Source organism: Rhodococcus sp. YH1, from assembly GCF_009939605.1.
GTDB classification, from domain to species: Bacteria; Actinomycetota; Actinomycetes; order Mycobacteriales; family Mycobacteriaceae; genus Rhodococcus; species Rhodococcus aetherivorans.
The window spans coordinates 19,480-31,101 of the sequence record NZ_WVTE01000261.1 but is presented as its reverse complement, the minus strand read 5'-3'; the positions used below and the strand labels follow the sequence as shown (position 1 = coordinate 31,101).

12 protein-coding genes are annotated in these 11,622 nt (G+C 70.8%); 6 read left to right on the top strand and 6 right to left on the bottom strand.

All coding sequences use genetic code 11. The features are described from left to right. Both AIIKEEIJ_RS26270 and AIIKEEIJ_RS26265 read left to right on the top strand, forming a co-directional pair. On the top strand, nucleotides 1-566 hold a 566-nt coding region (locus AIIKEEIJ_RS26270; RefSeq protein WP_274387130.1), incomplete at its 5' end, for a glycoside hydrolase family 3 N-terminal domain-containing protein. 67 nt (nucleotides 567-633) lie between these two features. Further along, nucleotides 634-1,242: a TetR/AcrR family transcriptional regulator gene (locus tag AIIKEEIJ_RS26265; protein ID WP_006940279.1), complete on the top strand. Its 609-nt coding sequence runs from the start codon at nucleotides 634-636 to the stop codon at nucleotides 1,240-1,242. An 8-nt stretch (nucleotides 1,243-1,250) separates the two neighbouring features. Here the strand turns inward: AIIKEEIJ_RS26265 and AIIKEEIJ_RS26260 are convergent, their stop codons facing one another. The 4 genes from AIIKEEIJ_RS26260 to AIIKEEIJ_RS26245 are packed head-to-tail and all read right to left on the bottom strand — an operon-like array spanning nucleotide 1,251 to nucleotide 4,060. Beyond that, nucleotides 1,251-2,492 (bottom strand): FAD-dependent oxidoreductase, encoded by a 1,242-nt coding sequence (locus AIIKEEIJ_RS26260; protein WP_161996886.1) that lies wholly within the window; start codon nucleotides 2,490-2,492, stop codon nucleotides 1,251-1,253. After that, entirely contained in the window at nucleotides 2,489-2,674 is a 186-nt protein-coding gene (locus AIIKEEIJ_RS26255) for a rubredoxin (protein ID WP_006940282.1), read from the bottom strand. The genes AIIKEEIJ_RS26260 and AIIKEEIJ_RS26255 overlap by 4 nt, the downstream gene beginning before the upstream one ends. A 1-nt stretch (nucleotide 2,675) precedes the next feature. Continuing rightward, complete coding sequence (locus AIIKEEIJ_RS26250) at nucleotides 2,676-2,837, bottom strand: rubredoxin (RefSeq protein ID WP_003939211.1); 162 nt, start codon at nucleotides 2,835-2,837, stop codon at nucleotides 2,676-2,678. Beyond that, on the bottom strand, nucleotides 2,837-4,060 hold the full coding sequence (locus tag AIIKEEIJ_RS26245; RefSeq protein ID WP_161996885.1) for a fatty acid desaturase: 1,224 nt from the start codon (nucleotides 4,058-4,060) through the stop codon (nucleotides 2,837-2,839). Before AIIKEEIJ_RS26245 ends, AIIKEEIJ_RS26250 begins: the two co-directional genes overlap by 1 nt. A 210-nt stretch (nucleotides 4,061-4,270) precedes the next feature. Between AIIKEEIJ_RS26245 and AIIKEEIJ_RS26240 the strand changes: the two genes are divergently transcribed. Further along, complete coding sequence (locus tag AIIKEEIJ_RS26240; RefSeq protein WP_029546042.1) at nucleotides 4,271-4,645, top strand: ArsR/SmtB family transcription factor; 375 nt, start codon at nucleotides 4,271-4,273, stop codon at nucleotides 4,643-4,645. Continuing rightward, complete coding sequence (locus AIIKEEIJ_RS26235) at nucleotides 4,642-5,127, top strand: SRPBCC domain-containing protein (protein WP_161996884.1); 486 nt, start codon at nucleotides 4,642-4,644, stop codon at nucleotides 5,125-5,127. The genes AIIKEEIJ_RS26240 and AIIKEEIJ_RS26235 overlap by 4 nt, the downstream gene beginning before the upstream one ends. 143 nt (nucleotides 5,128-5,270) lie before the next feature. Here AIIKEEIJ_RS26235 and AIIKEEIJ_RS26230 read toward each other — a convergent pair whose 3' ends face one another. After that, entirely contained in the window at nucleotides 5,271-6,128 is an 858-nt protein-coding gene (locus AIIKEEIJ_RS26230) for a MaoC/PaaZ C-terminal domain-containing protein (RefSeq protein ID WP_029546038.1), read from the bottom strand. Continuing rightward, nucleotides 6,128-7,474 carry a 3-oxoacyl-ACP reductase gene (locus AIIKEEIJ_RS26225; RefSeq protein WP_029546036.1) on the bottom strand — a complete coding sequence of 449 codons (1,347 nt, stop codon included), beginning with the start codon at nucleotides 7,472-7,474 and terminating at the stop codon, nucleotides 6,128-6,130. Before AIIKEEIJ_RS26225 ends, AIIKEEIJ_RS26230 begins: the two co-directional genes overlap by 1 nt. Before the next feature lie 130 nt (nucleotides 7,475-7,604). Here AIIKEEIJ_RS26225 and AIIKEEIJ_RS26220 point away from each other — a divergent pair, with 130 nt between their 5' ends. Further along, a complete protein-coding gene (locus tag AIIKEEIJ_RS26220; RefSeq protein WP_161996883.1) occupies nucleotides 7,605-8,918 on the top strand; it encodes an acetyl-CoA C-acetyltransferase in 1,314 nt (437 codons plus the stop codon). Between the two features lie 242 nt (nucleotides 8,919-9,160). Then, the gene (locus AIIKEEIJ_RS26215; protein ID WP_338021015.1) at nucleotides 9,161-11,536 is read left to right on the top strand and encodes a VanW family protein; all 2,376 of its coding nucleotides are present in this window, start codon (nucleotides 9,161-9,163) and stop codon (nucleotides 11,534-11,536) included. The last annotated feature ends 86 nt before the right edge of the window (nucleotides 11,537-11,622 follow it).

Genomic DNA, 11,622 nt, shown 5'->3' with positions numbered 1-11,622 from the left:
GGGACGCCTCCACCGTGGCCGCCCTCGACGCGATCCGACACAAGTACGCCAACAAAGGTAAGAGCGTCGAGATCGTCGGCCTCGACGGCGCCGGCCTCGAACGCCTCGATGACTCGCACACCGGTGCGGTCACCGCGCCGCCGCTCGACCAGCTGCAGCAGGTGGACCTGGTGCCGTACCGGGAGCTCGTGGATTCCGGGGTCGCGGTGATGCTCGGGCACCTCGACGTGCCGGGGCTGACCGAGGGACTGCCGGCGAGCATCAGCCCGCAGGCGGTGCAGTTGCTGCGGTCCGGAACCGGTTACGGTGCCCCGCCGTTCGACGGGGTGGTCTTCACCGACGACCTGTCGGGCATGCGGGCCATCACCGACACGTACGACATCACCGAAGCGGTGCAGGCGGCGCTCGCCGCCGGGGTGGACCAGGCGTTGTGGCTGACCACCGACGACGTCCCGCGGGTGCTCGACCATCTCGAACAGGCCGTGGCGACGGGAGCGCTGCCGGCCGCGCGGGTGGACGACGCGGTGCGCACCGTCGCGCGCGCCAAGGGCGCGCTGGACTGCTGAATCGGCGTCGGAAACCAGCTCCTTACTCTAGAGTAAGGAGCTGGGAGCATCGGGACTTGGAGGAGACATGGCCGGCGGTACCAAGCGACTGCCTCGCGCGGTGCGGGAACAGCAGATGCTGGACGCCGCCGTGGAGGTTTTCTCCGAGAACGGGTTTCACAATACCTCGATGGACGCCATCGCGGCCCGGGCCCAGATCTCCAAGCCGATGCTCTACCTGTACTACGGCTCGAAGGACGAACTGTTCGCCGCGTGCATCAGCCGGGAGGGGCAGCGGTTCGTCGAGGCCCTGACGCCCGCCGGTGATCCCGGGCTCACGCCGCGCGATCAGCTGCGGGTGGCGCTCGAGTCGTTCCTCGGGTTCGTCGACGCCCACCGCAACTCGTGGATGGTGCTCTACCGCCAGGCGATGTCCCAGCAGGCGTTCGCCGGGCAGGTGCGCAGCAGCCGGGACCGGCTCATCGAGCTCACCGCGCACCTGCTCGAATCGAGCACGCGCGACCCGGAGCCGGGAACCGACTTCGCCATCATGGCCGTTGCGCTCGTCGGCGCCGGTGAGGCCGTCGCCGACCGCATCGCCGGCGGCGAGATCGACGTGGAGAAGGCCGCCGATCTGCTCGAGAACCTGGCCTGGCGCGGCCTGGCCGGCAAGAAGCGCACCGACCACCAAGGCTGAGCGGCCCGCTACAGCGATGCCGGCGTGGCCGCCGCGCGCCGACCCGCGACGTCGCCCAGCGCGACGGACTCGTCCGCGAGCGCGCCGCGATCGACCGCCGCGCCGGCGGCAACGAGCTGCCGCACGATGCGGATGTCCTTCGGGCGGCTGAGGGCGATCGCCCCCACCAGCCGGTCGCCGCGCAGCGCGAGGGCCGTGAAGTCCCGGCCCTCGATCGACCCGCGCACCACGTAGTCGTCGTCGTGGCGGGACCAGCCGGCGAACTGCAGGTTGTGCCCGTACTGGTTGGACCAGCCCCACGGCACCTCCGCGGCGCCGAGCGGCTGCCCGAGGACGGACTTCGCGGCGGCGATGCCCTGGGCCCGGGCGCTGTTCCAGTTCTCCGTGCGGTGCCGGCCGCCGAGCATCGGGTTGGGCTGCTCGATCGCGTCGCCCGCGGCGTAGACCCCGGCGGCGGAGGTGCGGTAGGCCTCGTCGACGACGATGCCGTCGCCGACGGTCAGCCCGGCCGTGCGGGCGAGCGCGGTGTCCGGCACCGAGCCCACCGCGACGAGGGCGGCGCCGGCCGTCCAGGCGCGCCCGTCCTCGGCGGTGGCATGCACCCCGTCGTCGTCGCCGGTGAGGGAGCGCAGCGCGACGCCGGTGTGGACGGGCACGTCGCGTTCGGCGTGCAGGTCGACGTACATCTCGGCGACGGCGGGCGGCACGATGCGGGCGAGCGGCGACGGCGCGCTCTCGAGCACGGTGACCTCGGCTCCCAGTTCCCTTGCGGTGGAAGCGACTTCGCAGCCGATCAGGCCGGCGCCGACGACGAGGAGCGAACGGTGCGCCTCGATCGCGGCCCGCAGCGGGGCGACGTTCTCGGCCGTGCGCAGGCTCAGCACCCTGTCCCCGCCGTCGTGGTCCAGGTGGCGGGCGCGGGCGCCCGTCGCCAGGATCACCGCGTCGTAGTCGAGAATCTCGTTGTCCCACAGCCGGAGCCGGCGACGCAGTGGGTCGAGTTCGACGACGCGGGTCTCGGTGCGCAGGTCGATGTCGTGGTCGGCCCAGTAGCCGGCCGGTTCGAGCTGTGCCCGCTCCGCGGTGATGCTGCCGGCGAGCAGGTCCTTCGACAGCACCGGCCGCCGGTAGGGCAGCGCGGCCTCCTCGCCGATCAGCACGACACGTCCGGCGAAGCCCTCCTTGCGCAGGGTCTGTGCGGCGGTCGCGCCGGCCACCCCGGTGCCGACGACGACGATCGTCTCGGTCATGTCCGGCTGACCTCGACCATCTCGAAATCGGACTTGGCGGCGCCGCAGTCCGGGCAGGACCAGTCGTCGGGGATCTCGTCCCATCGGGTGCCGGGGGCGATGCCGTCCTCCGGCCAGCCCTCGGCCTCGTCGTATTCGAATCCGCACTGCAGGCAACGGAAGAGCTTGTAGTTCGTGGTCATGTCAGCGTCCTTCGAAGTCGATCTTCTCGCGGACCCCGCAGTCGGGGCAGCACCAGTCGTCGGGAATCGCGTCCCAGGGTGTGCCGGCGGGGAAACCCTCGCGGGGCGCGCCTGCGGTCTCGTCGTAGACGTAGTTGCACACCGGGCACTCGTAGGCGGCCATCACTGCGCCCCGAACTCGGCGAGGACCTTGCCGCGCTTGCTCGGCTGGATGTTGGCGCGGGTGATGTCGCCGTCGTAGTGCTCGACGACGCGGTGGTCCATCACCTTGCGCCACAGCGGCGGGATGTAGGCGAGCCCGATCATGCTCGCGTAGCCGCTGGGCAGGTTGGGGGCGCCGTCCATGCTCCGCAGGGTCTGGTAGCGGCGGGTCGGGTTCGCGTGGTGATCGCTGTGCCGCTGCAGGTGGTACAGGAAGATGTTGGTGACGATGTGGTCGGAGTTCCAGCTGTGCGCGGGGGTGCAGCGCTCGTACCGGCCGGTGGCGGTCTTCTGCCGCAGCAGCCCGTAGTGCTCGAGGTAGTTCACCGTCTCGAGCAGGGAGAAGCCGTAGACGGCCTGCAGGATCAGGAACGGGATGATCACCGGGCCGAACACCGCGACGAGCACACCGAACAGGACCACCGACATCGCCCACGCGTTGAGGACGTCGTTACGCAGGGTCCACGGGCTCTTGCCGAGGCGCTGCAGGCGGGTCTTCTCGAGTTCCCACGAGGACTTCAGGCTGCCCCACACGCTGCGCGGCAGGAACGTCCAGAACGATTCGCCGAAGCGGGCCGAAGCCGGGTCCTCCGGGGTCGACACCCGCACGTGGTGGCCGCGGTTGTGCTCGATGTAGAAGTGGCCGTAAAAGGTCTGGGCCAGGGTGATCTTCGACAGCCACCGTTCGAGGTCGTCCTTCTTGTGGCCGAGCTCGTGGGCGGTGTTGATCCCGACACCACCCATCACGCCGACGCTGAACGCCAGACCGATCTTCGAGATCAGCCCCAGGCCGCCGTCGATCCCCAGCCAGGACAGGTTCCCGGTCGACCACAGGTAGCAGGCGAAGACGAGACTGGCCAGCTGGAACGGGATGTAGGCGTAGGTGCAGTACCGGTAGTACTTGTCGTTCTCGAGCATCTCCATCACCTCGTCCGGCGGGTTCTGCCCGTCGGGGCCGAAGAACCGGTCGAGGATCGGCAGCAGCACGTACACCAGAAGGGGACCGATCCACCACCACATCGGCGAGACCGCGGTCCAGCCGAGTTGGTTGAATCCCCAGATCAGTGCGGTCGCGAGGAAGATCGCCGTGGGCGGGATCAGCCCCATGAGCCACAGATACCGCTTGCGATCGCGCCACTGTTCCACCGGCGCCTGCGCGTACCGCCCGATGTCCGACGTCGTCACCGTTCGACCTCCCTGTCCCGTGAAGCGTCCAGTTCGAGGAGCCGGTATGAGCCAGCTCACTGTGATGTGGACAGTACAGGACATTTGATCTCAGCGGTAGACAAAATATCGTAATTTGTAAAACGCTTGTCGCGACGGCGGGGTTGTCCGTTTCCGCCGTCGACGCCGACTCCTTTACAGGCGGGGGTTGTGCGGCTAATCTACAACCAAATGGTTGTAGATCGGATTCGTGAAGACGCGGTGGACGAACTGTTCCACGCCCTGGCGGACGCCACCCGACGGGACATCCTGCATCGCTGCGCGCGGACCGCGGCGTCGGTCTCGCGGCTGGCCGAGGCCTATCCCATGAGCTTTGCCGCGGTGCAGAAGCACGTGGCGGTACTCGAACGGGCCGGCCTCGTCAGGAAGGAACGACGCGGACGGGAGCAACTCGTGCACACCGACCCGGACGCGATCGACACGGCCCGGCGGGTGCTCGACCAGCTCGAGGGCGCCTGGCGGGAACGAGTGGATCGGATGTCGGCCCTGCTCACCGAGGAACCGGATCCGGCCCGGAACGACCCGAGGAAAGGACGACAACGATGAGCGTGACCAGCGTCGAGAAGGACTTCGACAGCCTGACCCTGACCTTGATCGCCGACTTCCGCGCACCGCTCGAACGGGTGTGGCAGTTGTGGGCCGACCCCCGGCAGTTGGAGCGGTGGTGGGGACCGCCGACCCACCCGGCGACCGTGGAGCAGCACGATCTGGTCCCGGGTGGCACCGTCACCTACTTCATGACCGGTCCCGAGGGGGACAAGTACCGCGGCTGGTGGAACGTCACCGCGGTCGAGCCGCCCGAGTCCCTGGAATTCAGCGACGGGTTCGCCGACGAGGACGGGACGCCGAACCTCGAGATGCCGACCACCACGGTGCGGATGCAGCTCGTCGAGCACGAGGGCGGCACCCGGATGCGGATTCTTTCCGCGTTCGCGTCCCGGGAACAGATGGAGCAACTGGCCGGCATGGGTATGGAAGAAGGGCTGCGGCTCGCCGTCGGTCAGATGGACGCTCTGCTCGCCGGCTGATCCGCCGAGCGCGCCCGCCCCCGCCCCCGAGCCCGCCCCCGTCCCCGCCCTCGAGCCCGCCCCCGCCCGAGCGAATGTATCGTTGATCTCCTCAGTGGGAGTCGACGATACATTCGCTCGGAGCGATTGCGGCGCAGCCGCTCTCAGCGCAGGGTGGCGGTGAGGTGCGGGTAGCCCTTCTTCGGGTGGCGCAGCGCCAGGTCCCAGCCGTCGGCGGCGCGTGCGGCGTAGAGGTTCACGGTCGCGGGCAACAGGACCGGCTTGCCGAACCGGACCGAGTACGTCGCGCGCGACGGGATGCGGCCCTCCACGGCCCGCAGCGCCGCGGCCGCGCTCCACATGCCGTGCGCGATGGGCTTCGGGAACCCGAACGCCTTGGCGCCGAGCCGGGAGACGTGGATCGGGTTGCGGTCACCCGAGACCGATGCGTAGCGGTCGATCGTCTTCTGGTCCACCCGCAGCGTCGACGTCGGCACCGGAGGGATCTCCTCGGCCTTCGGTTCGGGCTTCGGCTGATCCGACAGCGAGGTGCGCTGCTGGTGCAGGAACGACGACGTCTGCCGCCACACCAGCTCCCGGCCGACGCTGATCTCGCTCACCAGGTCGACGAGCAGGCCCTTGCGGTGCTCCCGCAGGTTCTCGGCATGCACCCTCAGATCCAGCGGCTCGGTCACGGACACGGGCCGCACCTGCTCGATCACGTTCTCGGCATGGACGGAACCGACGGCGGCGAAGGGAAAGCCCTTCGACACCATCAGCTTCATCACGACGGGGAACGTCAGCGTGAACGGGTACGTCAGCGGGAGCGTGTCGCCGAAGCGCAGTCCGCACACCTTCGTGTACTCGGCCAGGTTGTCCGGGTCGACGCGCAGGCCGCGCAGCACGAGGGTGTCGTCGGGCAGGCGGTCGCCCGAGGCGCCCACGACGGGCAGCGCCGAGAGCGCCGCCCGCGCGTAGACGTCGAGAGTCGAAGGGCGCGAGGAGAGTTCGACGACAGCCATCACGCCCCCAGCATGGACTGGCCGCACACGCGCACGACCTGGCCGGTGACCGCGCTCGACGCCGGGTTGGCGAACCAGGCGACGGTCTCGGCGACGTCGACGGTCTGCCCGCCCTGCTGCAGCGAACTCATGAGGCGACCGGCCTCGCGGGTGGCCACCGGGATCGCTGCGGTCATGGCCGTCTCGATGAAGCCGGGTGCGACGGCGTTGATGGTGATGTTCTTCTCGGCCAGCACGGGCGCGGTGGCCTGCACCATCCCGATGACACCCGCCTTGGACGCGCCGTAGTTGGTCTGGCCGCGGTTGCCGGCGATGCCGGCGATCGACGATACGTCGACCACGCGGCCGCCCTCCTTCAGCGCGCCCTTCTCGACCAGCTTCTCGGTGATCTTCTGGGGGGCGAGCAGATTCACGGCCATGACGGCGTTCCACCGCGCGGCGTCCATGTTGGCGAGCAGCTTGTCGCGGGTGATGCCGGCGTTGTGGACGATGATGTCGGCGCCGTCGTGCCGCTCGAGCAGGTACTCGGCGAGCCTGTCGCCCGCGTCCGGGGCGGTGACGTCCAGGGCGAGGGAGACGCCGCCGACCTTGTTCGCGGTCTGCGAGAGGGCGTCGCCGGCCGCGGGGATGTCCGCGCAGACGACGTGCGCGCCGTCGCGGGCGAGTACCTCGGCGATCGTGGCGCCGATGCCGCGGGCCGCGCCGGTGACGACGGCGACCTTCCCGGCGAGCGGGCGCTCCCACGACTCGGGGGCCTTCGCGTCGCCGGCACCGACGCGGATCACCTGGCCGGAGACGAACGCGGACTTCGCGGACAGCAGGAAGCGCAGCGTGGATTCGAGGCCGGACAGGCCGGTGGCGGCATCGGGGGAGACGTACACCAGCTGGGCCGTCGCGCCGCGGCGCAGTTCCTTGCCGACGCTGCGTGTGAAGCCTTCGAGCGCGCGCTGGGCGATGCGCTCGTCCACGGAGGAGGCTTCCTCCGGGGTGGTGCCGAGCACCACGACGCGCCCGCTCGGGCCGAGCCCCTTGATCGCGGGCTGGAAGAAGGTGAACAGCTGCTCGAGGCCCGCGACGTCCGTGATGCCGGTGGCGTCGAAGACGAGCGCCCCGTACGCGGTGTCGGCGGGATCGGCGAACGGGTAGTCGGACAGCAGAGTGCGGATCGGTTCGACGAGGCGGCCGTTGCCCCCGACGAGCAGCGGGCCGGCCAGCGGCGGCTGACCCGGCTCGTACCGGCGCAGCTTCTCCGGCTTCGGCAGGCCGAACTGCTTGGCGAGGAATGCTCCGGGCGCGGACCCGATCAACTGGGCGTAGAGGCCGGGGGCGCTCTTGGTTTCAGCCACGATTCCACCTTCTCTGGTTCGGACGTCGGTATTGTCGGGAGGGGCCGACGGTGTGGTGTCGACAACGAACTTACTCGCGAGTAAGAATAGTAGCCAGAGTCTGTATCCACCAGCATCCCGGGAGACGTCAGTGACCACCACCGCTCGTTCCACGCAGCTGCGCCGTGTCGCAATCCTCGGCGGCAACCGGATCCCCTTCGCCCGGTCGGACCGCACGTACGCCCGCGCGTCGAACCAGGACATGTTCACCGCCACGCTCGACGGGCTGGTGAGCCGGTTCAACCTCCAGGGCGAGCGGCTCGGTGCCGTCGTCGGCGGGGCCGTCCTCAAGCACAGCCGCGACTTCAACCTGATCCGCGAGTGCGTACTCGGCAGCGCGCTGAACCCGCACACCCCCGCCTGGGACCTGCAGCAGGCCTGCGGCACCGGCCTGCAGTCGATCATCTCCGTCGGTGACGCCGTCGCCGCCGGCCGCATCGAGGCCGGCATCGGCGGCGGTGTCGACACCACCTCCGATGCCCCCATCGGCGTCAACAACGAGCTGCGCGAGTTCCTGCTCTCCCTCAACCGGGCCCGCTCGACCGGCGACCGCGTCAAGCTGCTCGGCCAGGTCCGGCCGTCGATGCTCGGCATCGAGATCCCCCGCAACGGCGAGCCCCGCACCGGTCTGTCGATGGGCGAGCACGCGGCGATCACCGCCAAGGAGTTCGGCATCGCCCGGGAGGCTCAGGACGAGCTGGCCGCCGCGAGCCACCGCAACATGGCCGCCGCCTACGACCGTGGCTTCTTCGACGACCTCGTCACCCCGTTCCTCGGCCTCACCCGCGACGACAACCTGCGCCCGGACTCGACGGTCGAGAAGCTCTCCGGCCTGAAGCCGGTGTTCGGCGTCGAGCTCGGCGGCGCCACCATGACCGCGGGCAATTCGACCCCGCTCACCGACGGTGCGTCGGCGGCGCTGCTGTCCTCGGAGGAGTGGGCTGCTGAGCGCAGGCTGCCCGTGCTCGCCTACCTCGTGGACTCGGAGACCGCGGCGGTCGACTACGTCCACGGTGGCGACGGCCTGCTCATGGCCCCCACCTACGCGATCCCGCGGCTGCTGAAGCGCAACGGCCTGGCGCTGCAGGACTTCGACTTCTACGAGATCCACGAGGCGTTCGCCTCCGTCGTCCTGGCCACGCTCCAGGCGTTCGAGTCGGAGGAGTACTGCAAGGGCCGGCTCGGTCTGGACGCTCCGCTCGGGTCCATCGACCGCAGCAAGCTCAACGTCAACGGCTCGTCGCTGGCGGCCGGGCACCCGTTCGCCGCGACGGGTGGCCGCATCGTCGCGTCCCTGGCGAAGATGCTGCATGAGAAGCGGCAGGAGACCGGCAAGCCCGTGCGGGGCCTCATCTCGATCTGCGCCGCAGGTGGGCAGGGTGTGACCGCCATCCTCGAGGCCTGAGCCGACCCCGGCGGCCCCGTCCGGAAAAAATCCCGGAAGTCTGTAACGCCCCGGCGGGGCCGCCGATAAACCAGTCGACCTCGCGTTGCTGCCTGACCCCCGACCTGGCGGCAACGCGAGGTCTTTCGCTTGTCCGCGGGGGCTCGGACCGCCCATCGGCTCGGGGGCGCCGGGAACCCGACATTAGGCTGGATACCGAGTGGTGCGCCCGATCCGGGGCGCACCCCGGTGAAAGGACATGGGTGAGCGGCAAGAGCGGGACGAACGACCCCGAGGACGGCCAGGACGAGGTTCGGTCCGCCGTTCCCGAGCCGGAGGCGACGCCCCAGGACGCCGCCGGCAACCGGACGGAGGCCGTCCCCGTGGCGAGCGTCGAGCCCACCCCGCCCCCGCAGCCCGTCGCCGGCGACGTTGCCGGGGCACCCGAGCAGGTCCCGGACGCCGAGCCGGAACCGCCGGCGGACGCCGACGTGCCGCCCTGGGAGGCGCCCACTGCCGTGCTGCCCGTCGTCGCGCCGGCGTCCGGCCGCACCGACGCCGAGGTCGAGACCGAGGTCATCCCCACCCTGTCGGACGACGCCTCCCGGGAGCCGGCCACCGAGCAGGAAGCGGCCCCTCGGCCGGCGACCGTACCTCCCGAGTCCGGCACCCCGGCCGGACCGCCCCCGACCGAGCCACCACCGCCCGGACCGCCCCCGGCCGAGCCGGCGCAGGCCGGACCCGGACGCGACGGCCGTCCGCCCTGGCGTCGCATCGCGCTGGTGGTCGGCGGCGTCGCCGCCGTGCTCGCCGCCCTCTACGTCGGCGACCTCGCCGTCTCGTCGGGCAACGTGCCGCGCGGCGTCACCGTCGCCGGTATCGAGATCGGCGGGCGGTCGGTCCCGGAGGCGGAACAGATACTGCGGACCGAACTCGGGCCGCGCGTCGACGAGCCCGTGACCGTCACGGCGGGCGACGTGACCGCGCAGATCGTGCCGGCGCAGGCGGGTCTGGACGTCGACTGGGAGCACACCCTCGACCGCATCGGATCGCAACCGCTCGACCCGATCGCCCGCGTGGCGTCGTTCTTCGGCGGCGGCAACGAGATCGGCGTCGTGTCGACGCGCGACGACGCCGCGCTGTCGGCGGCGATCGGCGGCGTCCGCGCGGTCGCCGACCGGCCGCCACGGGAGGGCAACCTCGTGTTCGACGGGGCGACCCCGGTGCCCGTGCCGCCGCTGCCCGGGCAGACGCTCGATGCGGAGGCCTCCGCAGACCTGTTCGCCGAACGCTGGGCGTTCGGCGACGTCGCGTTCCCCGTCGAGACGGTCGAGGTGACGGTCACGCCCGAGGGACTCGAACGCGCACTGCGAGACGTCGCGGACCCCGCCGTCGCAGCCGACGTGACGGTCCGCGGTCGCGACGGGGCCGTCGCGACCCTGCCCAGCGACCGTGTCGGCGCCGTGCTGACCTTCGTGCCCGACGGCAACGGGGGACTGACCCCGCAGTACGGGATCGAGGCCGCGACCGAGATCCTCCGGCCGCAACTGGCCGCGACCGAGGTGGAGCCGAAAGACGCCCGGATCGTGCTCGAGGGCGGGGGCCCGACGGTGATCCCGTCGGTCGACGGCGAGCTCGTCGACTGGGCGGTCAGCCTCGAATCGCTGCCGCAGCTGCTGGCCGCGCCGGGGGAGCGGGTGACCGACGCCGTGTACAAGCCGGTCGCTCCCAAGCTGACCACGGAGGCCGCCGAGAAGCTGGGCATCCGCGAGGTGATCGGCGAGTTCACCACCGGGGGCTTCGAGTACGCCTCGGGCGTGAACATCCGCCTGGCGGCCTCGGAGATCAACGGTGCGCTGGTCAAGCCGGGGGAGACGTTCTCGCTCAACGGCTACACCGGCCCGCGCGGCGCGGCGCAGGGGTACGTCGAGTCCGGCATCATCAACAACGGGCGCCCATCCAAAGCGGTGGGCGGCGGCATCAGCCAGCTCGCGACCACCCTGTACAACGCGACGTACTTCGCAGGCATGGAGGACGTCGAGCACACCGAGCACAGCTACTACATCTCCCGGTATCCGGCGGCCCGGGAGGCGACGGTCTTCGAGGGCGCGATCGACCTGAAGTTCCGCAATCCTTTCGACACCGGGGTGCTGATCCAGGCGATCGGCACGTCGTCGGACATCACGGTGCGGATCTGGGGCACCAAGACCGTGGACGTCGAATCCGTGACCGGTCCCCGCACGAACTTCACGGCGCCGAACACGATCACGCTGCCGGCCGGGCCGGGGTGCATCCCGTCGAGCGGCGCGCAGGGCTTCACCGTGAGCGACACCCGCATCATCACCGACGCGGCCACCGGCCGGCAGATCTCGAGCACCACCCGCACGGTCCGCTACGACCCGGTGCCCGTGGTGCGCTGCGTCAGCGCCGAGCCGGAGCCCGCGCCGGAGGCGGCACCGGCCGCGCCGTCGCAGCCGGCGCCCGGGGAGGCGGAGACGCCCGGAGGCGGCGCGGAGGCACCCGCCGGCGCGCGACCGGCCGTGACGACGACCCCGCAGCCCGCCCCGAGCACCCCGGACGAATCCGGGGATGCGCCGGCCGCGGCCCCCGCGGGAACGTCGCAGACCGGCACGCCGTAGCGCGGAACCAGCCTGCACACGACTGTGCCCTCCCGTTACGAAACGGGAGGGCACAGTCCTGTGTACTACCTACTCACTCGGATCCG